Below are 26,444 nucleotides of genomic sequence, written 5' to 3'. Positions count from 1 at the left end.
GGGCGATCGCAGTAGTGGAAAAGAGTGCCTGCCGCCAGCGCGGCGGCGCGCCATATTATGGGCGGGCACGGCGGGCGGCCATGGTACAAGCGGGCATGTCCAAGTCTTTCGCTCATGACCGTGCATCCGTGGACTGCGATCCCGAGACGGTGGTCGGCGTGGAGCAGCGCGGCTTCAACGCCTGGCCGGCCCAGCGCACCGTGCTCTGCGGCGACTGGCTGCTGCGCGCCGCGCAGGGCCATACCAAGCGGGCCAACTCGGCCAATGCCCATCAGCCCGGCGCCCGCCTTGGCGCCTTGCTGGCGCAGATCGAAGCCTTCTACCAACGCCAGGGCCTGCCGCCCGTCTTCCGCCTCTCGCCCCTGGCCAGCCCCGAGGCCGATGCCCAGCTGGCGCAGGCCGGCTACCTGCTGGCCGATCCTTCGCTCGTGATGCGCGCAGCCTTGGCGGACATGGCGCAGCCGGCGGACGGAAAAGGCTGGACCCTCGCCATGGATGCCCGGCCCGGTGCGGCCTGGCTGCAAGGCTTTGCCGAGGCCGGCGCCGTGCCGCCCCGGCACAGGCAGGCGCATCACCACATGCTGCAGTCCATTGCCTGGCCCGCCGCCTTTGCCACGCTGCGCGTCGGGGGCGAGGTGGCCGGGTTCGGCCTGGCCGTGCTGGAGCGCGGGTGCGTGGGCCTGTATGACATCGTCATCGCACCTGCAATGCGCGGGCGGGGGCTGGGCCGTGCGCTGGCGTGCGGCCTGCTGCACTGGGGACGGACGCAGGGAGCGCAATGGGCCGAGCTGCAGGTGCGGGCTCCCAACCGGGTGGCGCGCGGGCTGTATGAAAGCCTGGGCTTTCATCCGCTCTACGCCTATCACTACCGCCTGCCTGCCGCGGCACCTTGATGTGCCGCAGCGACTAAGAAAGGATGATGACCCAGCGCGACACTCCGGGTGCTCCGAGGCGGGCGATATGTGAAAAAATGCTTCGATGCGCCGTCGTGGTGCAATGCATGGATTTCCCGTTCAAGGAGCCTTGGTTGGCTGTTCGCATAAATCGCTCACAGCGCTCGCAGCGCTCACTTCTCCCATCCCGCAGGTGGTGCATGGGTGGCAGGATCAAGGGCCTGCCGCCCGCCTGGGCCTGGGTGGCCGTGTGCCTGCTGGCGCTGCAAACGGGTTGGGTGGGGCTGGTGGGGCAGGCGCATGCCGAACCATCGGCCGACGAGCATGAGCTGGGCGTGACACGCACAGTCTTAGGCATCCTGGGCTACACGCGCTGGCCCACGGAAAGCGCGGTGCTGCGGCTGTGCGTGGTGGGCTCCACCGAATATGCCGATGACCTGCTCAATGGTGCCCCGCAGACCGTGGGCAGCCAGCGGCTGGAAGTCCGGCGCGTCGTGCTTTCCGATGCGCGCATCCTGGCCGAATGCGAAGGCATCTATGCCGGCCAGCTCGATGAAGCGGCCTGGCGCAAGCTCATGGAGCAACTGGCCGGACGGCCGCTGCTGACCATCAGCGAGCGGGGCGAGCTGTGCCGCATCGGCGCCATGTTCTGCCTGCGCCGCCGTGGCGAGGGCGCGGGCTTCGAGGTCAGCCTCGACTCCGTGGCACGCAGCGGCCTGCGCGTCAATCCCAAGGTGCTGCAGCTTGCGCGCCACAGGACGTTGCCATGAAGTTGTTCCTGTCCGGCAGCGCCTCCCTGCGCAACGTGATCCGCCGCGCGCACATGCGCATGGCGGCGGTGGCCATTGCGCTGGCGGGCGCGCTGCTGCTCATCGTCGGCGTGGCCACCCTGCGTCTTTACCTGTCCAACAACCTGCATCTGGTGGCACGTTCGCTGGCCTATACGGTCGAGGCATCGCTGGTTTTCGGTGACCGTGACGAGGCTGCCCGCGTGCTGGACCAATTGCTGCGCGGCGAAGGCGTGGCCCATGCCGAGGTTTTCGATGCCGAGCAGCGCCCGTTCGTGCAGTGGTCGGGCCATGGCGGCTCGGCGCTGTCCAGCGTGGGTGAACTGCTGGCCATAGGCATAGGCCTGCCGCGCGCCGAGGCCGATGTGCGCCAGGATGGCCGCCTGGTCGGGAGCGTGCAGCTGTCCAGCGATGGCGTGGGCCTGGTCCGCTTTCTGGGCGCAGGCTTCATCGTGCTGGTGCTGTGCGTCGGCGTGAGCGGCTATGTGGGGCTGCGCCAATCGCGCCGCATGCTGCGCGACATTGCCGAACCGCTGCAGCAGTTGGCGCGCGTGGCGCACGCTGTGCGCCATGACCGGTCCATGGACCAGCGCGTGCCGCTGGCGCGCATTGCCGAATTGCGCGAGTTGGGGGACAACTTCAATGCCCTGCTGGCCGAGCTGCAGACACGCCACGAGCGGCTGCAGCAGCAAAACTCGGCCCTGGAGCGCCAGGCTTCGCGAGACAGCCTCACGGGGCTGGCCAACCGCCTGCATTTCGAGCAGCGCCTGCAGCAGGCGCTGGACAACGCGGCCGAAACCGGGCAGAAGCTGGCCGTGCTGTTTCTGGACAACGACCGCTTCAAGCAGGTCAACGACGCGTACGGCCATGCTGTGGGCGATGTGCTGCTCAAGGCCGTAGGCGCAAGACTGCGCTCGCAGGTGCGCGAGAGCGATCTGGTCGCGCGGCTGGGCGGCGATGAGTTCGCCATCCTGCTCTATCCCGTGGGCGGGGGCGGCGATGCGCAGGTGGTGCGGGACAAGATAGAGGCCGCCATGCATGAGCCTTTGGTGGTCAACGAAGGCGTGGTGCTGCAGCCTTCGGTCAGTGCGGGCGTGGCCCTTTTTCCCAAGCATGGCCAGAGCATGGAGACGCTGATGCGCCAAGCCGACCAGGCCATGTACCAGGCCAAGGCCATGCGCCAGGCCGAACGAGTCACAGGAGGATGACATGTTGAAACGACGGAGCTGGACCCGGATGTGCGGCGCAGGTGCGGCCGCTGTGCTGGCCCTTGCGCTGGCGGGCTGCAAGGCGGCGCCCGAGGCGCCGCCTACGCCGCAGGGCCTGACCGAGCAGCAGCAGCAAGTGCTGCGCAGCCAGGGCTTTGCACAGGCGGAGCAGGGCTGGGAGCTGCAGATGTCGGGCAAGCTGCTGTTCGGCTTTGACTCGGCCGAAGTCGGCGCCCAGGCGCGCACCAAGGTGCTGGAACTGGGGCGGGCGCTCAAGGGCGTGGGCATAGAGCGGCTGCGCGTGGAAGGCCATACGGACGATCGCGGCAGCGATGCCTACAACATGCGCCTGTCGCTGCGCCGCGCAGAGGCCGTGGCCGATGTGCTGGCCGAAGCTGGCCTGGCGCGCCAGGATATCGAGGTCAAGGGCCTGGGCCGCGCCATGCCCGTGGTGCCCAGCGATGCGGCGGAGAACCGCCGCGTGGCCATCGTCGTGCCCTTGCAATAGCCGTAACCTGGCTGGAATCAGAGTCGGGGGATTGGCGGAAAGCAGCAGGAGTCGAACCTACCCAGGAGCGGCTGACGCCCCTGACCGGGTTTGAAGCCCGGGCGCACCACCGGGTGCGTATGCTTTCCTTCTGGATTGAAGCTCCCCCTGAGCGGCTTACGCCGCTTCCCCCCGTTGCACGGCGCCTCTCTACCCGCTTCGCGGGGGAGGGGGACGACACCCTTGCTGCGGGGCGGCCCTTGCTCGGTGTCTCTCGCCCTGGGCCGCGCCGGTTGCTGGCGCCGTGGCGAAGCAAAGCTGGCCATTGTAGCGGCCCCTTGCCTCAAATTCTTGCTGTGGCGCCAGTGGTCCACTGCACATCGGGGCGCAGCAGGTGGGCGTCGCGCAGGCGGCGGGTGTAGCCGATGCGGTCGAAGAATTCGAGGATCTGGATGGCGCGCTTGCGGCCCAGGCCTGTGGCATCGCGAAAGGCGTGGGCCTGGATTTCGCCGTTGGGGGTGGCGGCGGCCAGTTCGCGCACCAGGGCGGCGAGTTCGTCCGTGCGGGCGGCGGAGTAGAACAGGTCCTTGGTCACCTGAAACAGCAGTCCCTGGCGCGCGAGCTTGCGCAGCAGCTGGCGCACGGTTTCCTCGCCGATGGCGTTGTCGCGTGCCAGGTCGCGCACCCAGGGCGGGTCGTAGCGGCCGGCTTCGATGGCCGGCAGCAGTTTCTGGGCGATCTGTGTTTCGCTGTCCGACAGCTGCACGCTGTGGCCGGGCAGGTGCAGCCAGGCGCCGCTGGAGGCCAGGCTGCCATCCTGCAGCAGCGTTTGCAGCAGGCCTTTCCACAGCGCGTCATGTCCTGCATGGACCAGGCCGGACAGTGCCATGCGGCGCAGGCGTGCCGCGTTCACACCGGGCTCGTCGGGGTTTTTTTCGTGAAAGCGCGCCATGCTGTCCAGCACCTGGCCGCGCAGCTGCGTCCAGCGTGCGTCACCCAGCAACAGCGTGTCGCCCTCGGCCAGTGGAAGTCGGTGCAGCCGGTGCCCGCCGTTGTCCGTGGCCACGGATGCGCGGCCTGTCAGGCGCATGAGCTGCGACGTGGCAATGCCGTGCGCCGCGCCTTGCACCAGCGCGCTGGCGTCCCCGGTGGCAATCAGCGATTCCAGCGCCTGCAGATAGGCCGTGCGCTCGGGGCTGCGGCGCTTGCGTGCGGGAGCAAAGGGGTCGATGACGCTGCCGCCCGCAATCGTACGGTTGGCCTGGGCATTGCGCACGATGAGCCGGTCGCCGGGTTGGGCATGTACGGGCATGTCCAGCACCAGTTGGACGATGGCCTGCTCGCCGGGACCCAGCGGCTGGTCCTGCAGCAGGGCCACGTGGGCCGTGCAGCGCGCGGTGCCCAGGTGCACGTGGACAGGCGTCCACTGCCTGAGCTCCGGCGCATCGGCCAGCAGTTGCAGGCGCACGTCGATCCGGTCGCTGGCCTGCAGCAGCCGTGCGTCGGCGATCCAGTCGCCGCGCGTGATGGCTTCCTTGGCAATGCCCGACAGGTTGAGCGCGCAGCGCTGTCCGGCCAGGCCCTGTTCGCTGGCCTGGTTCTGGGCATGCAGGCTGCGCACGCGCACCTCGGTGCCCGAGGCCGAGTGCACCAGCGTGTCGCCGACTTTCACCTGCCCGCCGAACACGGTGCCTGTGACCACGGTGCCCTGGCCCGGCAGCGTGAAGCTGCGGTCCACGGCCAGGCGGAACAGTCCGTCGCTGGCCCGCGCGGGAATGGACTGGGCACGCGCCATGAGGTGCTCGCGCAGCTGCGCCACGCCCGCGTCACCGGGCTGGGCGGCGGCGGTGGGAAAGACCGGGGCGCCGGCCAGCGCCGTGGGCGCCAGCAGGGACTCGATCTCGGCACGCACCTGCTGCAGGCGCTCGGGCGTGGCGCGGTCGGCCTTGGTCAGGGCCACGGTGCCTTCGCGCACGCCCAGCAGCTGCAGGATGTCCAGGTGCTCGCGCGTCTGCGGCATGACGCCGTCGTCGGCCGCCACCACCAGCAGGGCGTGGTCTATGCCCACGGCGCCTGCGGCCATGGTGTGCACGAATTTTTCGTGGCCGGGCACGTCGATGATGCCCAGTACCTCGCCATTGGGCAGCGGCGTGTAGGCATAGCCCAGCTCGATGGAGATGCCGCGCGCCTTCTCTTCCTTGAGGCGGTCGGTGTCCACGCCCGTGAGCGCGCGCACCAGGGTGGTCTTGCCGTGGTCGATGTGGCCGGCGGTGCCAATGATCATGCGTTCGTCCTCAGGCGATGTGCAGCAGCGGCAGCTGTTCGGTGAAGGCCGGCTCGTCGGCTGCCTCCAGGCAGCGCAGGTCCAGCCACAGCGCGTCGTCATGCAGCCGGCCGATGACGGGGCGGGGCAGGCCGCGCAGGCCCGCTTCAAGCCGGGTGAGCTGGCGGCCGGCCTGGCGACCGTCGGCCGGATGCAGTCGCAGGCCCCAGCTGGGCAGGTTCTCCACGGGCAGGGCGCCGCTGCCGATCTGGCTGTTCATCTCGGCGGTTTCCACCACATAGCGGCTGCCCAGCGCCTGCTGCACCAGCGGCTGCAGCGCCTGCGCGCGGGCCTGCATGTCGGCCTGGGGGCGCGTGAACAGGCGCAGCGTGGTCAGGCGCTCGGCCAGCTTTTCTGGGTGCAGGTACAGGCGCAGCGTGGGCTCCAGCGCGGCCAGGGTGAGCTTGCTCACGCGCAGTGCGCGCTTGAGCGGATGTTTCTTGATGCGGGCGATCAGGTCCTTGCGGCCCACGATCAGGCCGGCCTGCGGACCGCCCAGCAGCTTGTCGCCACTGAAGGTGACGATGTCGGCGCCCGACTCGATGGTCTCGCGCACCGTGACCTCGTAGGGCAGGCCCCATTCGCGCAGATCGACCAGGGTGCCGCTGCCCAGGTCCACCACCATCTGCAGGCCGTGCGCGTGGGCAATGGATGCCACCTCGGCGTCGCTCACGGCCTTGGTGAAGCCGGTGATGGCGTAGTTGCTGCAATGCACCTTCATGAGCAGGCCGGTGTGTTCGCCGACAGCGCCTTCGTAGTCGCGCGCATGGGTGCGGTTGGTGGTGCCCACCTCGACCAGGGTGGCGCCCGCGCGCGTCATCACGTCGGGGATGCGGAAGGCCCCGCCGATCTCCACCAGCTCGCCGCGCGAGACGATGACCTCGCGCCCGGCCGCCAGCGTGGCCAGGGTCAGCAGCACGGCGGCGGCGTTGTTGTTGACCACGGTGCAGGCCTCGGCGCCCGTGAGTTCGCAGACCAGGGATTCGATCAGGTCGTCGCGGTCGCCACGGCCGCCGTCCTCCAGGTCGTACTCCAGGTTGGCCGGCGCCGTCATGGCGGCCACCACGGCGTCCACGGCCTCCTGCGGCAGCAGGGCGCGGCCCAGGTTGGTGTGCAGCACCGTGCCCGTGAGGTTGAAGACCGTGCGCAGACGGGGTGCAAAGCGCCGCGCCAGGCGAAGGCCGGCCGCCTGGATTACCTCAGTGATGCCGGGCGCGCCTGCATCGGGCTCGCCGGACCGCAGCCGCTCCTGCGCATCGGCCCGCATCTGTGCCAGTGTCTCGCGCACGGCCTGGGTGCAGGCATCGAGGCCGTGGCGCTCGCGCAGCGCGAGTATGTCGGCGCTCAGCAGCACCTTGTCCACGGCAGGCAGGCGCAGCGCGGACGGGGTGGAGGAAGCGGCAGAGGTGGCGGCGGTATCGGTCATGGTGTGCGAAAGGGTCAGGCAGCAGGCGTGGCGGGGTCGATCAGCGCGTCGCCGGCCTCGTCCTGCTCCTCGGCAAAGGCCACGTAGAGCAGGGGATTGGCGCTGGCGCGCTGAAAGCGCGTCTCCTCGCCCATCAGCAGGTCCAGCATCAGTGAGGCCAGGTCGTCGGCCAGGGGCTCGGCCATCGGGTCCTTTTCCTGGTTGACCACCTTGCGGTAGCTGCCGCATTCCTCGCAGGTCTCGGCCAGCACGGTATCGCCTGCGCCATCGATGCCCTGGTACTCGACGCCCTTGGTCGACTCGCAGTGGGAGCACTTGACGCGCACCATGTGCCACTCCGTGCAGCAGGTGCCGCAGTGCAGGTAGCGATGGCCTGCGGCCTTGCCGCCAATGCGCAACACGCTGGCCACGGGCTCGCTGGCGCAGACGGGACAGATCGAGGCGGGATCGGTATAGGGCACGTCGCGTGCGTTCAGGCCGCTGGCGCGCGTGGCAAACACCACCTGCAGCGCAGCCATCACAAAGGGCGCCATGCCCACGTGGCGGGCCGCCACTTCCTTTTGCAGCAGCCGCTGCGCGATCTCGTCACGCCCGGCCGTGTCCAGCGCGCGCAGCTCCTGCAGCAGCGGCTGCAGCGGCGCTGGCAGGCCGTCGGCGCCCGACAGGGCATCGAGCATGCGGTCCAGCACGCCATGCCAGGCGGCATCGATATGGTCGGCGGCAGGCAGCAGCGGCATGGAATGCTCCTGCGCGCGCGCGATCAGCGCCGCATCGGGCTCGGCCAGCGTCAGCTGCCCGGCCGCCTTGGCCTGCGCGTCCACGATCTGCGCCACAAACCGCAGGTAGTCGGCAATCGGATTGCCCTCGGCCAGCTGCCGCAGCCGCGCCGCCCGCTCGACGAACAGCCCCGGCAACTGCGGCAGCAGCACGCGCGGAAAACTGGTGTGGTCCAGCGACTCGATATCGCCGGGTTGAAGAATGCGTTGCATTGGAATGAATCCCAAAAAAACAGCCGCCCGGATCGCTGGGCGGCTGGGTGCTCAGGCTGATGCCTAGTATGACGCCATGTCTGTGAAAACTGGCGCGGCCCAAGGCGAGGGGCACCGAGGAAGGGCCGTCCCGCACCGAGGGTGCCGTCCCCCTCCCTCGCGCAGCGAGTAGAGAGGGGGAAGCGGCGTAAGCCGCTCAGGGGGTGTCAGTCATTATCTCCGGTCATCTTGCGATACCACCCCCGGTGGTGCTGCTTGGCCCAGGCCCGTGTCACCGTGCCGTACAGCATGGCGCGGATGGTGCCCCGGGTCCAGATGGCCGCGTACACGTGCATGATGATCAGGCCGATCATCCACACGCCCGCGATGGCGTGCACCACCGAGGCGGCGCGCACCACGTTGACGGGCAGCGTCCACCAGGCGCGCCACATGAGCGCGCCGGTCACGGTGATCGCCAGCATGCCGATGACCAGGCCCCAGAACAGCAGCTTCTGGCCGCCGTTGTACTTGCCCTGCTCGGGCATGTCGTGGTCGTCGCCGTCGATCATCTTGTTGACGTTCTTGAGCCACTCGATGTCGCGCGGCTCGACCACGTTCAGGCGCCAGAAGCGCAGCGCCATGATGATGAAGAACAGCGCCATCACCACCCCGATGTAGGGGTGCAGGATGCGTGTCCACGGCCCGCCGCCGAACAGCTGCGTGAGCGGGAAGAAGGCCGGGTGGAAGAACGCCAGGCCCGACAGCGCCAGCAGGATGAAGCAGATGCCGACCACCCAGTGGTTGGCACGCTCCGATGCGTTGTAGCGCACCAGGTCACGTGGGTTGCGTTTCATCGGCGGGCCTCCTTTTCAGCGGCTTCCTGGTCCTTGCGGTCCATTTCGTCTTCCAGTTCCTTGGACACGTCGTTCGGGCCCTTGGTGATGTAGTGGAACAGGCTGCCGACGGCAGCTGCGCCCAGCGCGGCCATGGCCAGCGGCTTGGCCACGCCCTTCCACAGGGACACCATGGGGCTGATCTTCGGGTCGTCGGGCAGGCCCTTGTACAGCGAAGGCTTGTCCGCGTGATGCAGCACGTACATCACATGGGTGCCGCCCACGCCCTGCGGGTCATACAGGCCCGCCTCGGCATAGCCGCGCCGCTTGAGGTCGCCGATGCGGTGCTCGGCCTGGTCCTTCATCGCCTCCTTGGTGCCGAACATGATGGCGCCGGTGGGGCAGGTCTTGACACAGGCAGGCTCCCGGCCGACGGCCACGCGGTCCGAGCACAGCGTGCACTTGTAGGCCTTGTGGTCCTTCTTGGAGATGCGCGGGATGTTGAACGGGCAGCCCGTGACGCAGTAGCCGCAGCCCACGCACTGGTCCTGCTGGAAGTCCACGATGCCGTTGCTGTACTGCACGATGGCGCCCGGCGAGGGGCAGGCCTTCAGGCAGCCCGGGTCCTCGCAGTGCATGCAGCCGTCCTTGCGGATCAGCCACTCCAGGTTGCCGGTCGCTTCGTTCTCGTACTCGGTAAAGCGCATGACGGTCCACGACTGATCCGTCAGATCGGTCGGGTTGTCATAGACGCCGGCCGCGCAGGTGCCGATTTCGTCGCGCAGGTCGTTCCACTCCATGCAGGCGGTCTGGCAGGCCTTGCACCCGATGCACTTGGAGACATCGATGAGCTTGGCTACCTCGCCGCTGTGCGTTTCGCGCGCACTGGGAGCAGGCGTCGTCGTGGCCGAGCGACGCTTGATATCGAGAGACATGGTTGATGACATCAGCTGCTCCTTAAACCTTTTCCACCTTCACGAGGAAGGTCTTGGATTCCGGGGTAAGGCTGTTGCCATCGCCCACCGATGCCGTTAGGTTGTTGGCCATGTAGCCCTTGCGGCCCGTCGACGAGAAGCCCCAGTGAATGGGCACGCCCACGTGGTGGATGGTCTTGCCATCGATCTTCATGGGCTTGATGCGCTTGGTCACCACGGCGGCCGCCTTGACGAAGCCGCGCTTGGAGCTGACCTTCACATGCTGGCCCGTCTCGATGCCCAGTTCCTTGGCCAGCGCCTCGCCGATTTCCACGAACTGCTCGGGCTGAACGATGTTGTTCAACTGAACGTGCTTGGTCCAATAGTGGAAGTGCTCGGTCAGGCGGTACGTCGTGCCCACATGCGGGAACTCGCTGGGCGAGCCTGCCGAATCCTTGGCGGAGTCGAAGATGCGGGCGGCCGGGTTGATGACAGCCAGCTTGTTGTCGGGATACATGGGGTTGTATCCCAGCGGGTTGTCGAAGGCCTCGTAGTGGGTGGGGAACGGTCCCTCGTTCATGCCCTTGCGGGCGAAGAAGCGCGCCACGCCCTCGGGGTTCATGATGAACGGATCGGTGGTCTCCGGCGGCATGGTCGGACCCATGTCGGGCACGTCGGCGCCGCCCCAGGTCTTGCCGTTCCAGCGGATCAGCGTGCGCTGAGGGTTGAACGGCTGGCCGTTGCGGTCGCACGAGGCACGGTTGTAGAGCACGCGGCGGTTGGCCGGCCAGGCCCAGGCCCAGTTCAGCGTATTGCCTATGCCCGTAGGGTCGCTGTTGTCGCGTCGGGCCATCTGGTTGCCGGACGAGGTCCAGCAGCCAGCCCAGATCCAGCAGCCGCCCATCGTCGTGCCGTCGTCGCGCATCTCGCCGAAGCCGGCGAGCTGCTCGCCGGCCTTGCGGATGAGCTTGGTCGGGTCCTTGGGGTCGAACAGGTCCACCAGCGCGCGGCCGTTGTACTCCTTGGCGATCTCTTCCGAAGTCGGATGATCGGCATGGGCATACGGCCACCACAGCTTGGTGATCGGCTCGGGGAACTTGCCGCCGTCCTTCTCGTAGGCCTGCTTCAGGCGCAGGTGCAGGGCCGACATGATGGCGATGTCGGTCTTGGCTTCGCCCGGGGGCTCGGCCGCCTTCCAGTGCCACTGCAGCACGCGCGAGGAACTGACGACGGCGCCGTCCTCCTCGGCAAAGCAGGTCGTGGGCAGGCGGAACACCTCGGTCTGGATGGATGCCGAATCCACGTCGTTGAACTCGCCGTGGTTCTTCCAGAACTCCGACGTTTCGGTGACCAGCGGGTCCATGATCACCAGGAACTTCAGCTTCTTGAGGCCTTCGCGCACATTGTTGCTGTTCGCAAGAGCCGCCAGCGGGTTGAAGCCCTGGGCGATGTAGCCGTTGATCTTGCCCTGCGCCATCATGTCGAACACCTGCAGCATGTCGTACTGCTTGTCCAGCTTGGGCAGGTAGTTGAAGGCCCAGTTGTTCTCGGCCGTGGCCGCCGGTCCCCACCAGGCCTTCATCAGGCTCACGTGGAACTTGGGCGTGTTCGACCAGTAGTTCATCTGGCCCGGGCGCATGGCCTTGGGCGTGCGCGCGTCGATGTACTTCTGGTAGTCCTGCTCGCCTTCGTTGGGCAGCGTCAGATAGCCTGGCAGCGAAGCCGACAGAATCCCCAGGTCCGTCAGGCCCTGGATGTTGGAGTGCCCGCGCAGCGCATTCATGCCGCCGCCGGCCACGCCGATGTTGCCCAGCAGCAGTTGCACCATGGCGCCCGTGCGCAGGATCTGCGCACCCGTGGTGTGCTGTGTCCAGCCCAGTGCGTACAGGATGGTTGCGGCGCGGCCCGGCACTGCCGTCGAGGCCAGCTTCTCGCACACATGCAGGAATTTTTCCTTGGGCGTGCCGCAGGCGCTCTCCACCTTCTCGGGCGTATAGCTGGCGTAGTGGCGCTTGAGCCATTGGTACACGCAGCGCGGATGCTGCAGGCTGGCGTCCACCTTCACGTAGCCGTCGGCGTCGAGTTCATAGTCCCAGCTGGACTTGTCGTACTTGCGGGTCTGCGGGTCGTAGCCCGAGAAGATGCCCTCGTCGAACGCAAACTCCTCCTTCACGATGTACGAGAAGTCGGTGTAGTTCCTCACGTACTCATGATGGATCTTGTCGTTCGTCAGCAGATAGTTGATCACGCCACCCAGGAACACGATGTCCGAGCCCGACCGGATGGGGGCGTAGAAATCGGCCACGGAGGCGGAGCGGTTGAAGCGCGGATCGACCACCATGAAGTGCGCACCGTTGTGCTCCTTCGCTTCGGTCACCCACTTGAAACCGCAGGGATGTGCTTCAGCGGCATTGCCGCCCATGATCAGGATAACGTCCGCGTTCTTGATGTCGACCCAATGGTTCGTCATCGCTCCACGGCCAAACGTCGGGGCAAGACCTGCCACCGTCGGGCCGTGTCAGACACGTGCTTGGTTATCGAGTGCGAGCAGGCCCCAGGAGCGGGCCACCTTGTGTGTGACGTAGCCGGCTTCGTTGCTGGAGGCCGAGGCGGCCAGCATGCCGGTGGTCAGCCAGCGGTTCACCGTCTGGCCCTTGTCGTTTTGCTCGACGAAGTTCGCGTCGCGGTCGTCCTTGAGCAGCTTGGTGATGCGGGTCAGCGCCTCATCCCAGGACATGCGCTTCCACTCGGTGGAGCCGGGCGCGCGGTACTCGGGATACTTCAGGCGGTGCGGGCTGTGGACGAAGTCCAGCAGCGATGCGCCCTTGGGGCACAGCGTTCCGCGGTTGACGGGGTGGTCGGGATCTCCCTCGACGTGGATCACCGACAGCTTGGCGTTCTTGACGCCATCGCTCAGCGAATACATCAGGATACCGCAGCCTACCGAACAGTAGGTGCAGGTCTGGCGGGTGACCGTGGTGGCGGCCAGCTTGAACTGGCGCACTTCAGCCAGGGCGGCCGTGGGCGAGAAGCCCATCAACGCCAGGCTGGATCCGGCCAGAGTCGAACCAGTCACTTTCATGAACTGGCGTCTGGAGAATTGGACCATGTGGGGTACCTTCTAATAGAAATTGACGCTTGTAAGCAAATTCTACGAGTGCACCCCGAAAACAATCCGGGAAATAACCCTTAATCCCGAGTCGGCCTGTGCGGCATTCATGCGCGGCCTCCCCGCTGCGCCTTGCTGCGCGGGACTTGCCGGCCCGGTGTCCGGCTGATTCATCAGTTGAATTGATTATCTGGTTTGAGGGCTTCGGATATTTTGTTTTATATCAATCCGGTATTCATTGGTTGGCTGAATGGCATCGATCAATCCAGTCTATTGAGTGAATGCGAACCATTTGCGTCGATTGAATTGCCGAATGGGGTTATTGGCCTCCCCCGGGAGCGGAGGCCGGGGTGGATCATCGTGCCGGCGGGCCCGGATCGCGCGGGGCATGCTTGAGGCCCAGATCATCCGACGTCTGATATTCAGCATGCGCCAAACCCGTCTTGTTCACCGATGGGTTCACCGTTTGGGCCATTTGGCGGCGCCTTTCCTCATCCTGCAGCTGCATGCGCGTGAACATGTCCCAGATTGCCATGAACAGCGCCGCGATCACGGGGCCTATCACAAAACCCGTCAGTCCGAAGAGAGCCATGCCGCCCAGTGTCGAGATCAGCACGATGTAGTCGGGCATCTTGGTGTCCTTGCCCACCAGCAGCGGGCGCAGCACGTTGTCCACCAGTCCGATCACCAGCACGCCGTAGGCGATCAGGATCAGGCCCTTGCCCATGTCACCGGTGGCCAGGAAGTAGATGGCCACCGGTGCCCAGATCAGGCCGGCGCCCACAGCGGGCAGCAGCGACAGGAACGCCATCACCACGCCCCACAGCACGGGCCCCTGGATGCCCAGAATCCAGAAGATCAGCCCGCCCAGCGCGCCCTGGGCGGCCGCCACGGCCAGGTTGCCCTTGACGGTGGCGCGGATCACGGTGGTGAACTTGCTCGACAGCTCGGCCTTGTGATCGGACTGCAGCGGGATGGCCATGCGGATGCGCTGTGTCAGGTCGCGGCCGTCACGCAGCAGGAAGAACAGCAGGTACAGCATCACGCAGAAGCCGACCAGAAACCCGAAGGTGTTCTGGCCTATGCCCAGCGCCTTGGTGGCGGCCAGCTTGGAGGCCTGCATGGCGATGCTGGACAGCTTGTCCTGCAGCTCGGCCAGCGAACCCAGGTGCAACCGCTCCAGCCAGGGTGTGACCCAGGAGGGCAGGGCGTCCATGATCTGTTGCACATAGGTGCCTGCATCCAGGTTGCCGCTGTTGACGCGCTCATAGATCAACGAGGCCTCGCGCACCAGCGAGGCGCCGATCAGCGCCAGCGGCAGGATGGCCACCACCAGGCACAGCAGCAGGGTGGACAGGGCGGCGAGATTGGTGCGCCGTGGCATGCGCGCCAGCAGGCGCCGGTGCAGCGGCGAAAACAGGATGGCCAGGGCGACGCCCCAGAAGATGGCCCCCATGAACTCCCAGAGCACGGCACCGAAGCCTATGGTTGCCGCAATCAGCAGCAGCATGAAAGTGCGTTTGTGTAGGGGCAGCAGGTTCATCTGGCGGTCCGTTCGGAAGATGCGCCAATGTACGCGACTGCGGGAACTCCCGGAGAGTTCAGGTAATCACTTGGTAACTGCCCTGCTGCGATGTTTGAACGGTGGCACAATGGCGGTCGCAACCAGGCCCTTCCCCAGCCACAGTCGCATCCGCCAATCGGTACAGCCGTGTCGCGGAAGGTTCCACAAACCAGCTAATGCCTCCCTCAGGGAGGCTGAGGTCAGCGCAATATGAGCGATCAGACGTCGGTCTACCAAGCCTACCAAGGCAATACCTACCTCTTCGGCGGCAATGCCCCCTACGTCGAAGAAATGTACGAAAACTACCTGGCCAATCCCGGTAGCGTGCCGGATTCCTGGCGCGAGTACTTTGATGCACTGCAACATGTGCCCGCAGTCGATGGCACCGACGCCAAGGACGTTCCGCACCAGCCCGTCATCAACGCTTTCGCCGAGCGCGCCAAGCAAGGCGGCACCAAGGTGGTCGTGGCCTCCGGCGCCGACTCCGAGCTGGGCCGCAAGCGCACCGCCGTCCAGCAACTGATCGCCGCCTACCGCAATGTCGGCGCACGCTGGGCCGATCTGGACCCCCTCAAGCGCACCGAGCGCCCCGAAATTCCCGAGCTGGAGCCGTCGTTCTACGGCTTCACCGATGCCGACCAGGAAACGGTGTTCAACACGAGCAACACCTTCTTCGGCAAGGAAAGCATGTCCCTGCGCGAGCTGATGAACGCTCTGCGCGAAACCTACTGCGGCACCATCGGCTCCGAGTACATGTATGCCACGGACCAGACGCAAAAGCGCTGGTGGCAGCAAAAGCTGGAAACCAGCCGTACCAAGCCTAGCTTTGATGCCAGCCGGAAAAAGCGCATCCTCGACCGCCTGACGGCTGCCGAAGGCCTGGAACGCTACCTGCACACCAAGTACGTCGGCCAAAAGCGCTTCTCGCTGGAAGGTGGCGAGAGCTTTATCGTCGCCATGGACGAGCTGATCAACGCTGCCGGCCAGAAGGGCGTGCAGGAAGTCGTGATCGGCATGGCCCACCGCGGCCGCCTGAACGTGCTGGTCAACACCCTGGGCAAGATGCCCAAGGACCTGTTCGCCGAGTTCGACCACACTGCCCCCGAGGACCTGCCCGCCGGTGACGTGAAGTACCACCAGGGCTTCAGCTCCGACGTGTCCACCGCAGGCGGCCCCGTCCACCTGTCGCTGGCCTTCAACCCCTCGCACCTGGAAATCGTCAACCCCGTGGTCGAAGGCTCGGTGCGCTCGCGCATGGACCGCCGCGACGACCCGCACGGCAAGCAGGTGCTGCCCGTGCTGGTGCACGGCGATGCAGCCTTCGCCGGCCAGGGCGTGAACCAGGAAACCCTGGCGCTGGCCCAGACCCGTGGCTACACCACGGGCGGCACGGTGCACATCATCATCAACAACCAGATCGGCTTCACCACCTCCGATCCGCGCGACACCCGCTCCACGCTGTACTGCACCGACATCGTCAAGATGATCGAGTCGCCCGTGCTGCACGTCAACGGCGATGATCCGGAAGCCGTGGCGCTGGCCGTGCAGCTGGCCCTGGAGTTCCGCATGGAATTCTCCAAGGACGTGGTCGTGGACATCGTCTGCTTCCGCAAGCTGGGCCACAACGAGCAGGACACCCCCGCGCTGACCCAGCCGCTGATGTACAAGAAGATCGGCGCCCACCCTGGCACGCGCAAGCTGTACGCCGACAAGCTGGCCGCACAGGGCCTGGGCGAATCGCTGGGCGACGACATGGCCAAGGCCTACCGCGCCGCCATGGACGAAGGCCGCCACACCGTGGACCCGGTGCTGACCAACTTCAAGAGCAAGTACGCCGTGGACTGGAGCCCGTTCCTGGGCAAGACCTGGACGGACGCCGGCGACACCGCCATCCCGCTGACGGAATGGAAGCGCCTGGCCGAACGCATCACCACCATCCCCGAGACCGTGACGCCGCACGCGCTGGTCAAGAAGGTCTATGACGACCGCGCAGCCATGGGCCGCGGCGAAGTCAACGTGGACTGGGGCATGGGCGAGCACATGGCCTTTGCATCGCTGGTCGCATCGGGCTACCCCGTGCGCCTGTCGGGCGAGGACTGCGGCCGCGGCACCTTCACGCACCGCCACTCGGTCATCCATGACCAAAAGCGCGAGAAGTGGAGCGAAGGCACCTACATCCCGCTGCAGAACGTGGCCGACAGCCAGGCTCCGTTCACCGTCATCGACTCCATCCTGTCCGAAGAAGCCGTGCTGGGCTTCGAGTACGGCTATGCGTCGAACGACCCCAACACCCTGGTGATCTGGGAAGCCCAGTTCGGCGACTTCGCCAACGGCGCCCAGGTCGTGATCGACCAGTTCATCGCCTCCGGTGAAGTCAAGTGGGGCCGCATCAACGGCCTGACGCTGATGCTGCCGCACGGCTACGAAGGCCAGGGCCCCGAGCACAGCTCGGCCCGCCTGGAGCGCTTCATGCAGCTGGCCGCCGACGCCAACATGCAGATCGTGCAGCCGACCACGGCCAGCCAGATCTTCCACGTGCTGCGCCGCCAGATGGTGCGCCCGCTGCGCAAGCCGCTGGTCATCATGACCCCCAAGTCGCTGCTGCGCAACAAGGACGCCACCTCGCCGCTGTCCGAGTTCACCAGCGGCGGTTTCCAGACCGTGATCCCTGAGCAGGACGAAGCCGTCGTGAAGAACGCGGCCAAGGTCAAGCGCGTGATCGCATGCTCCGGCAAGGTCTACTACGACCTGGTCAAGAAGCGCACCGAGAAGGAAAGCAAGGACGTCGCCATCATCCGCGTCGAGCAGCTGTACCCCTTCCCGCACAAGGCTTTCGCCGCTGAACTGAAGAAGTTCGGCAACGCCACCGACATCGTCTGGTGCCAGGACGAGCCGCAGAACCAGGGCGCCTGGTTCTTCGTGCAGCACTACATCCACGAGAACATGCTCGATGGCCAGAAGCTGGGCTACTCCGGCCGCGCTGCCTCGGCATCGCCCGCCGTGGGATACGCCCACCTGCACCAGGAGCAGCAAAAGGCCCTGGTGGAAGGCGCGTTCTCCAAGCTCAAGGGTTTTGTCCTGAACAAGTAAGGCAGCCCCCTCCCGCTACGTATCAGTACAGAACACTTTTGGAAAGAATCACAAATGGCTATCGTTGAAGTCAAAGTTCCCCAGCTGTCCGAGTCCATCGCTGAGGCCACCATGCTGACCTGGAAGAAGAAGGCCGGCGAAGCGGTTGCAGTCGATGAGATCCTCATCGAGATCGAAACCGACAAGGTCGTGCTCGAAGTGCCCGCGCCCGCCGCTGGCGTGCTGGCCGAGATCGTGCAAGGTGACGGCGCCACCGTGGTGGCCGAGCAGCTGATCGCCAAGATCGACACCGAAGGCGTGGCCGGCGTGGCCGCTGCCGCTCCTGCCGCTCCTGCCGCAGCCGCCGCTCCCGCTGCCGCAGCGCCTGCTGCTGCTCCCGCCGCTGCTGCTGCCACTGGCGGCAGCAAGGGCGATGTCGCCATGCCCGCCGCTGCCAAGCTGCTGGCCGAGAACAACCTGTCGGCCGCCAACGTGGCTGGCTCCGGCAAGGATGGCCGCGTGACCAAGGGTGACGCGCTGGCCGCCATCAAGGGCGGCGTGCAGTCCACCGCTGCCGTCATTCCCACCGGCGTGCCCACCAAGGCGCTGCCCCAGGTGTCGGCTCCGTCCGCCAAGGAAGACCTCAGCGGCCGTCCCGAGCAGCGCGTGCCCATGAGCCGCCTGCGTGCCCGCGTGGCCGAGCGTCTGCTGCAGTCGCAGTCCACCAACGCCATCCTGACCACGTTCAATGAAGTGAACATGGCCCCGGTGATGGATCTGCGCAAGAAGTTCCAGGACGCCTTCACCAAGGAACACGGCACTAAGCTGGGCTTCATGTCCTTCTTCGTCAAGGCGGCCGTGCACGCCCTGAAGAAGTACCCGGTGCTCAACGCATCCGTGGACGGCAACGACATCGTCTACCACGGCTACTTCGACATCGGTATCGCCGTGGGTTCGCCCCGTGGCCTGGTGGTGCCCATCCTGCGCAATGCAGACCAGATGAGCTTCGCCGACATCGAAAAGAAGATTGCCGAATTCGGCAAGAAGGCTGCCGAAGGCAAGCTGGGCATTGAAGAAATGACCGGCGGCACCTTCTCCATCTCCAATGGCGGCACCTTCGGCTCGATGATGTCCACCCCCATCATCAACCCGCCCCAGTCGGCCATCCTGGGCGTGCACGCCACCAAGGACCGTGCCATGGTCGAGAACGGCCAGGTCGTGGTGCGCCCGATGAACTATCTGGCCATGTCCTATGACCACCGCATCATCGACGGCCGCGAAGCCGTGCTGGGCCTGGTGGCCATGAAGGACGCGCTGGAAGATCCTTCGCGCCTGCTGTTCGACCTGTAATTCCACAGGGTTCGACACGACGAAAACCCACCCTTGGCCGCGCGCCCTGCGGTGGGTTTTTTCATGCATCACAGACAAGAGATTCCTGAAATGAGCAAGCAATTCGACGTCATCGTCATCGGCGCGGGCCCTGGCGGCTACATCGCCGCCATCCGTGCCGCGCAACTGGGCTTCAACGTGGCCTGTATCGACGAGTGGAAGAACGCCGCCGGCGGCGCCGCTCCGGGCGGCACCTGCACCAACGTGGGCTGCATTCCCTCCAAGGCCCTGCTGCAGTCGTCCGAGCACTTCGAGCACGCCAACCTGCACTTTGCCGACCATGGCATCTCCACCGGCAAGGTCGAGATGGACGTGGCCAAGATGATCGCCCGCAAGGATGCGGTCGTGAAGCAGAACAACGACGGCATCCTGTACCTGTTCAAGAAGAACAAGGTCACGTTCTTCCACGGCCGTGGCTCCTTCGTCAAGGCCGTCGAAGGCGGCTACGAGATCAAGGTCGCCGGCAAGGAAGAGGAAGTGCTGACGGGCAAGCAGATCGTGGTGGCCACCGGCTCCAACGCCCGCGCTCTGCCCGGCGTGCCCTTCGATGAAGAGAACATCCTGTCCAACGACGGCGCCCTGCGCCTGGGCAAGGCCCCCAAGAAGCTGGCCCTGATTGGCGCCGGCGTGATCGGCCTGGAAATGGGCTCGGTCTGGCGCCGTCTTGGCACCGAAGTCATCGTGCTCGAAGGCATGGACAAGTTCCTGCCCGCCGTGGACGAGCAGATCGCCAAGGAAGCCAAGAAGGCCTTCGACAAGCAGGGCCTGAAGATCGAGCTGGGCGTGAAGATCGGCGAAGTCAAGTCCGGCAAGAAGGGCGTGTCCATCGCCTACACCAACGCCAAGGGTGAAGCCCAGGCGCTGGAGGCTGACAAGCTCATCATCTCCATTGGCCGCACGGCCAACACCGCCGGCCTCAATGCCGAGGCGGTGGGCCTGGCCCTGGACGAGCGCGGCTGCATCGTGGTCGATGACGACTGCAAGACCAGCCTGCCCGGCGTCTGGGCCGTGGGCGACGTGGTGCGCGGCCCGATGCTGGCGCACAAGGCCGAGGAAGAGGCCGTGGCCGTGGCCGAGCGCATCGCCGGCCAGCATGGCCATGTGAACTTCGGCACTATCCCCTGGGTGATCTACACCAGCCCCGAAATCGCCTGGGTGGGCCGCACCGAGCAGCAACTGAAGGAGCAGGGCGTCAAGTACAAGGCCGGCAGCTTCCCCTTCCTGGCCAACGGCCGTGCGCGCGCCCTGGGCGACACCACCGGCATGGTCAAGTTCCTGGCCGATGCCGAAACCGACGAGATCCTGGGCGTGCACATGGTCGGCCCCATGGTCTCGGAGCTGATCTCCGAAGCCGTGGTTGCCATGGAGTTCAAGGCATCGAGCGAAGACATCGCCCGTATCTGCCATGCCCACCCCTCGCTGTCCGAAGCCACCAAGGAGGCTGCCCTGGCAGTCGACAAGCGTACTCTGAACTTCTGAGTGCCAGGCTAGCCATCTAGCCAATCCGAGACCTGAAAGCGCTTGCTCTGCAAGCGCTTTCAGCTTCTGAATACATAGCAAATGGTTGATGCTGCATGAGCGTTTCAGTGCGAGAGGCCTACGAGGCCGAACTGGTAGCCAAGGGCTTTCACAGTGATCCTGCGCAACTGCGCGCCGTCGAGGCGCTGCAGCGCTGTGCCGACGACTGGACGGTCTACCGCCAGCGCCGCTCCAACGCCTTCAAGAAGCTCATCAACCATCCCGAGATCCCCCGTGGCGTCTACATGTACGGCGGGGTGGGGCGCGGCAAGAGCTTTCTCATGGATTGCTTTTTCAACGCCGTGCCGCTCAGGCGCAAGGTGCGCCTGCATTTCCATGAATTCATGCGGGAGGTCCACCGTGAACTCGCCGTGCTGCAGGGCACCCAGAACCCGCTGGACGTGCTGGGTGCGCGCATCTCCAAGAAGTACAAGCTGATCTGCTTCGATGAATTCCACGTGGCCGACATCACGGACGCGATGATCCTGCACCGGCTGCTGGTGTCGCTGTTCGCCAACGGCGTGGGCTTTGTCACCACCTCCAACTTCAAGCCCGACGAGCTGTACCCGGGCGGCCTGCACCGCGACCGCATCCTGCCGGCCATCGATCTGCTCAACGAGCGCATGGAAGTCGTCAACGTGGACAACGGCACGGACTACCGCCGCCGCACGCTGGAAAACGCCAGGCTCTACCACACGCCGCTGGGTGCCGAGGCCGATGCGGCCATGACCGAGACCTTCGACAAGCTGGCCGAGGTCAAGGACGAGGACCCGGTGCTGCACATCGAGGCGCGCGAGATCCGTGCGCGCCGCCGCGCCGGTGGCGTGGTCTGGTTCGACTTCCGCGAGCTGTGCGGCGGCCCGCGCTCGCAGAACGACTACCTGGAGATCGCAAGCCAGTTCCACACCGTGCTGCTGTCCGACGTGCCCTATATGCCGGTCAACATGGCGTCGCCCGCGCGGCGCTTCACCTGGTTGGTGGACGTGCTGTACGACCGCAGGGTCAAGCTGGTCATCTCGGCCGCCGTGCCGCCCGAGCAGCTTTACACTGAGGGCCCGCTGGCCCATGAGTTCCCCCGCACCGTCTCGCGCCTGAACGAGATGCAGTCCAAGGAGTTCTTGGCGCTGGAGCGCCGCGTGGTGGATACCAGCCTGACCTGAGGCAGGTGGCCGCGCCTGGCGTCGTTTGCCGGACCTGTACATGCTGAAACTGCCCACCTCTGCTTTTGTCCTTGTGAAGAAACTGCCCGTTCCTTTGGGCGCCGCGCTGGCCTGCCTGGCCTTGGCGGGCCCGGCCGTGGCGGCCGATGCCGCGCGGGAGCCTGGCCAGGCGGCCAGGCAGGCCCAGGCCGAACGCAAGGCCGCGCGTGCCGACATCGCAGCCCAGCGCGCCGTCATCGAGCGCCGGCGCACGGCCCTGGAGTCCGAGTGCTACCAGCGCTTTGCCGTGGAAGACTGCCTCAAGCAGGCGCGCGAAGAGGCCCGTGAGCAGGATCGTCCGCTGCGCGAACGCGAGCTTCAGATCAACGACGAGGAGCGCAAGGAGCGCGCCGTCCAGCGCCTGGAAGACATCGAGGCCAAGAAGGCGCAGAAGGCAGCCTCCACCATGGAGGCCAAGGAACGGCCGCCGGCCGTGCAGCGCGATACCCAGGCCCTGCGCGCGCAGCGCGCCCAGGAGGCGCAGCAGCGCGCCGCCCAGCAGGCCAGCCACCAGCGCGAACGGCAGGCCCAGATGGAGCAGCGCCAGTCCGCCCAGGAGCAGGAGCGGCGCGCGGCATCGCGTGCGCAGTTCGAAGCCAAGCAGAAGGAAGCGGCCGAGCGCAAGGCCCGTGCCGCCGAAGCGGCCCGCAAGCGCGGTCCCCAGGCTGCGCCGCTGCCGGCGCCGCCTGCTCCCTGATCCTTTTTTTCTCTGCCACGCGCCAACAGGCCAACCGGGTGGGGGCTGGCGTGAGGGCCTGGATGCTCCAACCCCGGTTCAAGCCGTCTGGGCCGACTCCAGCGCCTCGAGCTTGAGCACCACCAAGGACAGGTTGTCGCCCCCGCCCTGGGCGCGCACGCGGGCCTTGTCGATGAGGAACTCCGTGGCCTCGCGCGGGGTGAGCGCGTTGAGCACGGTGCCCAGTTCCTCGGCCGTGTAGTAGTGCCAGACGCCATCGCTGCAGGCCATGAGGGTGGTGCCCGGATACACGCGCTCGATCACATGGTGGCTCATGGGCGGTTCGGCCTCGGTGCCCAGGCAGCCCAGCAGGATGTTGGACTTGGGGTGCACGTGGGCCTCGAATTCGGTGAGCTCTCCCCGGTCCACCAGCGACTGCACATAGGAATGGTCCTTGGTGCGGTGGACCATGGTCGCGTCCTGGTAGTGGTAGATGCGCGAGTCGCCCGAATGCACCCAGTGGCAGCGGCCCTGGGGCAGCAGGACGAAGGCGGCGATGGTGCTGTGCGGCTCCTGCTCGGCCGAAATGGCGGTCAGACGGATCACCGTGTGCGACTCGCGCACGATGCTCTCCAGCAGCGCTGTGCAGTCCTCCTTGCCCGGCTCGAAGCGCTCGAACAGCTGGCGCGCCGTGAGCATGACCTGGTCGGAGGCCTTGCGCCCGCCGCTGCGCCCGCCCATGCCGTCGGCCAGAACGCCCAGCAGGCAGCCGTGGACATACGGGTGGGCCATGAGCATCACCTGGTCTTGCTGGTATTGCCTGTCACCGCGATGGATGCCTGTGGCGGCTTGGAGTCGGTACGCTGGCTGCATGGTCTCTGGTTTGGTGGGCTCTTGGGGCGGCGGATGGGCACACCAGTGGCATGGCGCATATTATCGGAGCGCTGCCCCCGGTGCCGGCTCGCCCGGCTCCCGTGGCGCTGTCTTTTTCAACAACCGGACCTGTCCTGTGCATTCCCTGACCGCCGCCGTGCAGGCGGCCTTCGCCCCGCAAGGCCTGCTGTCGCGCGCCGAGGCGCAGTTCCTGCCGCGTGAAGGCCAGACCCGCATGGCCCTTGCCGTGGCCCAGGCCATCGAAGAGCGCCAGACCCTGGTCGTGGAGGCCGGCACGGGCGTGGGCAAGACCTATGCCTATCTGGTGCCGGCCCTGCTCAGCGGCCAGCGCGTGCTGGTGTCCACGGCCACGCGTGCGCTGCAGGACCAATTGTTCGCACGGGATCTGCCGCGTCTGGTGGCCGCCCTGGGCATGCCGCTGCGCATGGCGCGCCTCAAGGGTCGCAGCGCCTACCTGTGCCTGGAGCGGCTGGAGCGCGTGCGCCAGGGCCGCACGGCGCCGCAGGACCCGCAGGTGCTGCGCAGCGTGGCCCAGGTCGAGCGCTGGGCGCGCACCACGCGCACAGGTGACCTGGGCGAGCTGCCCGCGCTGGACGAGCGCTCGCCCGCGCTGCCCCTGGTCACTTCCACTCGCGACAACTGCCTGGGCTCGGACTGCCCGCATTGGCAGGACTGCCATGTCAACGTGGCCCGCCGCACCGCGCTGGACGCCGACGTGGTGGTCATCAACCACCATCTGATGTTTGCCGACCTCGACGTGCGCGATTCGGGTGTGGCCCAACTGCTGCCCAGCGCGGGCGTGGTGGTGGTGGACGAGGCCCACCAGCTCAACGACACCGGCGTGCAGTTCGCTGGCCTGAGCCTGTCGGGCCAGCAATTGACGGGCTATGCCCGCGATGTGCTGCGCGCCGGCCAGGAACTGGCACGCGGCATGGCCGACTGGATGATGCTCTCGGCGCGTGTGGAGCAGGCACTGCGCGAGCTGCGCCTGGCCGCAGGCAAGCCCCCTGCGGGCGGACGTCTGTCCTGGCAGGGCGTGACGCCGCAGGGACTGGACGCCCAGAGCTGGCGCACGGCCCTGGTCACGCTGGGGCGCAGCCTGCGGGCGCTGGTGGAGCCGCTGGTGCAATTGCAGGTCAGCGATCCCGAACTGCGCAGGCTGCTCGAGCGCGGCAGCGAACTGCTGCGGCGCCTGGCCACCTTCGCGGCGGCGGCCGTGCAAGACACGGTGCGCTGGCTGGAGCTGGGCAGCCAGCAGATGCGCATGCTGGAGTCTCCGCTGACCATTGCACACATCATGCGCACGCGGCTGCTGGGTCCGACGCAAGTGCAAGAGCAAGAGCATCAGGAAGGAAGCGGGCAAGACGCCGAGCCGCAGGAAAACGCACCCACCGCCCCGTACGAGCCGCCAGCGGGCACCGCCTGGATCTTCACCTCTGCCACGCTGGGCGACGACGAGCGGCTGAGCTGGTTCACCGAGCCCTGCGGACTGCGAGAGGCCCAGGTGCTGCGCGTGGACAGCCCCTTCGACTATGCGCGGCAGGCGGCGCTTTATGTGCCGCGGCCTTTTGCCGAGGCAGGAAGCACGGCCCACAGCGCCGAGGTGGCACGCCTGGCGCTGGATGCGGCCCAGCGCCTGGGCGGCCGCACCCTGGTGCTGACCACCACGCTGCGTGCCCTGCACGCCATAGGCGACACGCTGCAGCAGTCGCTGGGGCTGTTCGGTGAACTTGATGTGCTGGTCCAGGGGCAGGCGCCCAAGCTGACCTTGATCGAGCGCTTTGTTGCGGCAGGCGAAGGCAAGGGCGCCAGCGCGGGGCGCGGCTGCATTCTCGTGGCATCGGCCACTTTCTGGGAAGGGGTGGATTTGCCTGGCGATGCGCTGCAGCTGGTGGTCATCGACAAGCTGCCGTTTCCGCCGCCCGACGATCCGCTGGTCGAGGCGCGTTCGCGCAGTCTGGAATCCGTGGGCCGGCAGGCCTTTGCCGACTACATGCTGCCCGAGGCCGCGATGGCGCTCAAGCAGGGCGCCGGGCGCCTGATCCGGCGCGAGACGGATCGCGGCGTGCTTGTGGTCTGCGATCCCAGATTGACCGCCAAGGGTTATGGGCGGCGGCTGCGCGCTGCGCTGCCGCCCATGCGGACTCTGGAGGACGAGGCGGCCTTTGTTCAGGCCCTGCAGGCGCTGGCGCAGCCTGCGCCGCAGGTCACCACAGTTTCCACCACGACTTCTGCTTTGCCGTGACGTCCTTGTCGGAGTCCTGGCCGTACGAGGCGGTCAGCACGCGCTGCGCATCGTCACGCAGCTGGGTCATGCCCAGTGCATCGTATGAGTTCACCAGGATCTGCATGGCTTCGCGCACGGCGGGCACGCCCTGGTAGTCCTTGACGGCGGTCTGCGCACGTGCGATGGCGGCCACGTAGGCGCCGCGTCCGTAGTAGTAGCGGGCCACGTGGACTTCGTACTGCGCCAGCGAGTTGACGATGTACTGCATGCGCAGCCGCGAGTCTTCGGCGTAGCGCGACTCGGGGAAGCGCGTCACCAGCTCGCGGAATGACTCGAAGGAGTCCTTGGCGGCCTTCTGGTCGCGCTCGGACAGATCCTGGCGCGACAGCCAGGAGAACATGCCCAGGTTGTCATTGAAGTTGACCAGGCCCTTGAGGTACAGGGCGTAGTCGGTGGCGGGGCTGGCCGGGTGCAGCTTCAGGAAGCGGTCCAGCGTGGCCGTTGCCTGGACCTTGTCGCCGCTCTTGTACTGGGCATAGGCCTTGTCGAGCTGGGCCTGTTGGGCCAGGGGCGTGCCGGCGGCACGGCCTTCGAGCTTCTCGAACAGCGGAACGGCCTTGTCGAACGCACCGGACGCGGCTTCGTCGCGCGCCTCGGTATAGATGCGGTCCGGGGTCCACTTGGCAGTAGGGTCTTGTTGCGTACTGGAGCAGGCTGTCAGGACGCCTGCGACCAGCACGGCGGGAACGATGGACAGGGGAATACGCTGCATGGTGGACGTTTCTCGGGCAATCGAAGGGCGGTGAGAGGGTTGGCGGGCAGGGACGCGGGCCGCGCTGAGGGGCCGCATGAAGCCTGATTTTCCCGCAACCGGGCCGAGGCATTGTAACGGCCTGCGATGCCCGCCCCGCAGGCGGGGGCGGCGGCAAAGGCATGGCCGCGAACGGGTCCCGGCCTTG

General features: G+C 66.6%; 19 protein-coding genes and 1 tRNA gene. 10 read left to right on the top strand and 10 right to left on the bottom strand.

Annotated elements, in window-relative coordinates; all coding sequences use genetic code 11:
* Positions 1–80 precede the first annotated feature (80 nt).
* The 4 genes from ACF8LI_RS13095 to ACF8LI_RS13080 all read left to right on the top strand — a co-directional run bounded on the left by ACF8LI_RS13095 (position 81) and on the right by ACF8LI_RS13080 (position 3,397).
* Positions 81–893, top strand: a complete 813-nt coding sequence (locus ACF8LI_RS13095; protein ID WP_392412992.1) for a GNAT family N-acetyltransferase — start codon at positions 81–83, stop codon at positions 891–893.
* Between the two features lie 200 nt (positions 894–1,093).
* Entirely contained in the window at positions 1,094–1,663 is a 570-nt protein-coding gene (locus tag ACF8LI_RS13090; RefSeq protein WP_016446847.1) for a YfiR family protein, read from the top strand.
* Positions 1,660–2,889 (top strand): diguanylate cyclase domain-containing protein, encoded by a 1,230-nt coding sequence (locus ACF8LI_RS13085; RefSeq protein ID WP_392412990.1) that lies wholly within the window; start codon positions 1,660–1,662, stop codon positions 2,887–2,889. Before ACF8LI_RS13090 ends, ACF8LI_RS13085 begins: the two co-directional genes overlap by 4 nt.
* A 1-nt stretch (position 2,890) precedes the next feature.
* Positions 2,891–3,397, top strand: coding sequence for an OmpA family protein (locus tag ACF8LI_RS13080; protein WP_016446849.1), 507 nt, complete (start codon positions 2,891–2,893; stop codon positions 3,395–3,397).
* Positions 3,398–3,429: 32 nt separating this feature from the next.
* Here ACF8LI_RS13080 and ACF8LI_RS13075 read toward each other — a convergent pair.
* The 8 genes from ACF8LI_RS13075 to ACF8LI_RS13040 all read right to left on the bottom strand — a co-directional run bounded on the left by ACF8LI_RS13075 (position 3,430) and on the right by ACF8LI_RS13040 (position 14,492).
* Positions 3,430–3,525: transfer RNA gene (locus ACF8LI_RS13075), tRNA-Sec, on the bottom strand.
* Between the two features lie 194 nt (positions 3,526–3,719).
* Positions 3,720–5,660: a selenocysteine-specific translation elongation factor gene (selB, locus tag ACF8LI_RS13070; RefSeq protein ID WP_392412988.1), complete on the bottom strand. Its 1,941-nt coding sequence runs from the start codon at positions 5,658–5,660 to the stop codon at positions 3,720–3,722.
* Between the two features lie 10 nt (positions 5,661–5,670).
* Positions 5,671–7,125: an L-seryl-tRNA(Sec) selenium transferase gene (gene selA / locus ACF8LI_RS13065; protein WP_392412987.1), complete on the bottom strand. Its 1,455-nt coding sequence runs from the start codon at positions 7,123–7,125 to the stop codon at positions 5,671–5,673.
* Positions 7,126–7,139: 14 nt separating this feature from the next.
* On the bottom strand, positions 7,140–8,114 hold the full coding sequence (gene fdhE / locus ACF8LI_RS13060) for a formate dehydrogenase accessory protein FdhE (protein WP_016446852.1): 975 nt from the start codon (positions 8,112–8,114) through the stop codon (positions 7,140–7,142).
* 206 nt (positions 8,115–8,320) lie between these two features.
* Positions 8,321–8,947, bottom strand: coding sequence for a formate dehydrogenase subunit gamma (locus tag ACF8LI_RS13055; RefSeq protein ID WP_012205324.1), 627 nt, complete (start codon positions 8,945–8,947; stop codon positions 8,321–8,323).
* Positions 8,944–9,873, bottom strand: a complete 930-nt coding sequence (fdxH, locus tag ACF8LI_RS13050) for a formate dehydrogenase subunit beta (RefSeq protein WP_012205325.1) — start codon at positions 9,871–9,873, stop codon at positions 8,944–8,946. Before fdxH ends, ACF8LI_RS13055 begins: the two co-directional genes overlap by 4 nt.
* A gap of 10 nt (positions 9,874–9,883) precedes the next feature.
* Positions 9,884–12,949, bottom strand: coding sequence for a formate dehydrogenase-N subunit alpha (fdnG, locus tag ACF8LI_RS13045; protein ID WP_392407963.1), 3,066 nt, complete (start codon positions 12,947–12,949; stop codon positions 9,884–9,886).
* 355 nt (positions 12,950–13,304) lie between these two features.
* On the bottom strand, positions 13,305–14,492 hold the full coding sequence (locus ACF8LI_RS13040) for an AI-2E family transporter (protein WP_016446855.1): 1,188 nt from the start codon (positions 14,490–14,492) through the stop codon (positions 13,305–13,307).
* 231 nt (positions 14,493–14,723) lie between these two features.
* Here ACF8LI_RS13040 and ACF8LI_RS13035 point away from each other — a divergent pair, with 231 nt between their 5' ends.
* From ACF8LI_RS13035 to ACF8LI_RS13015, 5 genes are all read left to right on the top strand, one after another.
* Positions 14,724–17,603 carry a 2-oxoglutarate dehydrogenase E1 component gene (locus ACF8LI_RS13035; protein WP_016446856.1) on the top strand — a complete coding sequence of 960 codons (2,880 nt, stop codon included), beginning with the start codon at positions 14,724–14,726 and terminating at the stop codon, positions 17,601–17,603.
* A 54-nt stretch (positions 17,604–17,657) separates the two neighbouring features.
* A complete protein-coding gene (gene odhB / locus ACF8LI_RS13030; RefSeq protein ID WP_392412985.1) occupies positions 17,658–18,932 on the top strand; it encodes a 2-oxoglutarate dehydrogenase complex dihydrolipoyllysine-residue succinyltransferase in 1,275 nt (424 codons plus the stop codon).
* Positions 18,933–19,022: 90 nt separating this feature from the next.
* On the top strand, positions 19,023–20,450 hold the full coding sequence (gene lpdA, locus ACF8LI_RS13025) for a dihydrolipoyl dehydrogenase (RefSeq protein WP_017404783.1): 1,428 nt from the start codon (positions 19,023–19,025) through the stop codon (positions 20,448–20,450).
* A 95-nt stretch (positions 20,451–20,545) separates the two neighbouring features.
* Positions 20,546–21,649, top strand: a complete 1,104-nt coding sequence (gene zapE / locus ACF8LI_RS13020) for a cell division protein ZapE (RefSeq protein ID WP_016446859.1) — start codon at positions 20,546–20,548, stop codon at positions 21,647–21,649.
* Positions 21,650–21,689: 40 nt separating this feature from the next.
* Positions 21,690–22,385, top strand: a complete 696-nt coding sequence (locus tag ACF8LI_RS13015; RefSeq protein ID WP_392412983.1) for a hypothetical protein — start codon at positions 21,690–21,692, stop codon at positions 22,383–22,385.
* Between the two features lie 78 nt (positions 22,386–22,463).
* On the opposite strand, the gene ACF8LI_RS13010 is transcribed toward ACF8LI_RS13015, so the two are convergent.
* Entirely contained in the window at positions 22,464–23,237 is a 774-nt protein-coding gene (locus ACF8LI_RS13010; protein WP_026062214.1) for a PP2C family serine/threonine-protein phosphatase, read from the bottom strand.
* Positions 23,238–23,373: 136 nt separating this feature from the next.
* Here ACF8LI_RS13010 and ACF8LI_RS13005 point away from each other — a divergent pair, with 136 nt between their 5' ends.
* On the top strand, positions 23,374–25,503 hold the full coding sequence (locus ACF8LI_RS13005) for an ATP-dependent DNA helicase (RefSeq protein ID WP_392412981.1): 2,130 nt from the start codon (positions 23,374–23,376) through the stop codon (positions 25,501–25,503).
* On the opposite strand, the gene ACF8LI_RS13000 is transcribed toward ACF8LI_RS13005, so the two are convergent.
* Positions 25,466–26,257, bottom strand: coding sequence for an outer membrane protein assembly factor BamD (locus tag ACF8LI_RS13000; RefSeq protein ID WP_016454842.1), 792 nt, complete (start codon positions 26,255–26,257; stop codon positions 25,466–25,468). The genes ACF8LI_RS13005 and ACF8LI_RS13000 overlap by 38 nt on opposite strands.
* Positions 26,258–26,444 lie beyond the last annotated feature (187 nt).

The sequence above is a fragment of the Delftia sp. WSY_12 genome (assembly GCF_043104645.1).
GTDB lineage: Bacteria > Pseudomonadota > Gammaproteobacteria > Burkholderiales > Burkholderiaceae_C > Comamonas > Comamonas tsuruhatensis.
Note: the sequence above shows the minus strand (reverse complement) of the source record. Positions and strands in the feature narration are given on the sequence as shown.

What these genes read in the sequence shown, in the direction of transcription:
- ACF8LI_RS13095 (WP_392412992.1), top strand. Translation starts at nt 81, where the DNA reads ATGGTACAAGCGGGCATGTCCAAGTCTTTCGCTCATGACCGTGCATCC.
- ACF8LI_RS13090 (WP_016446847.1), top strand. Translation starts at nt 1,094, where the DNA reads ATGGGTGGCAGGATCAAGGGCCTGCCGCCCGCCTGGGCCTGGGTGGCC.
- ACF8LI_RS13085 (WP_392412990.1), top strand. Translation starts at nt 1,660, where the DNA reads ATGAAGTTGTTCCTGTCCGGCAGCGCCTCCCTGCGCAACGTGATCCGC.
- ACF8LI_RS13080 (WP_016446849.1), top strand. Translation starts at nt 2,891, where the DNA reads ATGTTGAAACGACGGAGCTGGACCCGGATGTGCGGCGCAGGTGCGGCC.
- selB (WP_392412988.1), bottom strand. Translation starts at nt 5,660, where the DNA reads ATGATCATTGGCACCGCCGGCCACATCGACCACGGCAAGACCACCCTG.
- selA (WP_392412987.1), bottom strand. Translation starts at nt 7,125, where the DNA reads ATGACCGATACCGCCGCCACCTCTGCCGCTTCCTCCACCCCGTCCGCG.
- fdhE (WP_016446852.1), bottom strand. Translation starts at nt 8,114, where the DNA reads ATGCAACGCATTCTTCAACCCGGCGATATCGAGTCGCTGGACCACACC.
- ACF8LI_RS13055 (WP_012205324.1), bottom strand. Translation starts at nt 8,947, where the DNA reads ATGAAACGCAACCCACGTGACCTGGTGCGCTACAACGCATCGGAGCGT.
- fdxH (WP_012205325.1), bottom strand. Translation starts at nt 9,873, where the DNA reads ATGTCATCAACCATGTCTCTCGATATCAAGCGTCGCTCGGCCACGACG.
- ACF8LI_RS13040 (WP_016446855.1), bottom strand. Translation starts at nt 14,492, where the DNA reads ATGAACCTGCTGCCCCTACACAAACGCACTTTCATGCTGCTGCTGATT.
- ACF8LI_RS13035 (WP_016446856.1), top strand. Translation starts at nt 14,724, where the DNA reads ATGAGCGATCAGACGTCGGTCTACCAAGCCTACCAAGGCAATACCTAC.
- odhB (WP_392412985.1), top strand. Translation starts at nt 17,658, where the DNA reads ATGGCTATCGTTGAAGTCAAAGTTCCCCAGCTGTCCGAGTCCATCGCT.
- lpdA (WP_017404783.1), top strand. Translation starts at nt 19,023, where the DNA reads ATGAGCAAGCAATTCGACGTCATCGTCATCGGCGCGGGCCCTGGCGGC.
- zapE (WP_016446859.1), top strand. Translation starts at nt 20,546, where the DNA reads ATGAGCGTTTCAGTGCGAGAGGCCTACGAGGCCGAACTGGTAGCCAAG.
- ACF8LI_RS13015 (WP_392412983.1), top strand. Translation starts at nt 21,690, where the DNA reads ATGCTGAAACTGCCCACCTCTGCTTTTGTCCTTGTGAAGAAACTGCCC.
- ACF8LI_RS13010 (WP_026062214.1), bottom strand. Translation starts at nt 23,237, where the DNA reads ATGCAGCCAGCGTACCGACTCCAAGCCGCCACAGGCATCCATCGCGGT.
- ACF8LI_RS13000 (WP_016454842.1), bottom strand. Translation starts at nt 26,257, where the DNA reads ATGCAGCGTATTCCCCTGTCCATCGTTCCCGCCGTGCTGGTCGCAGGC.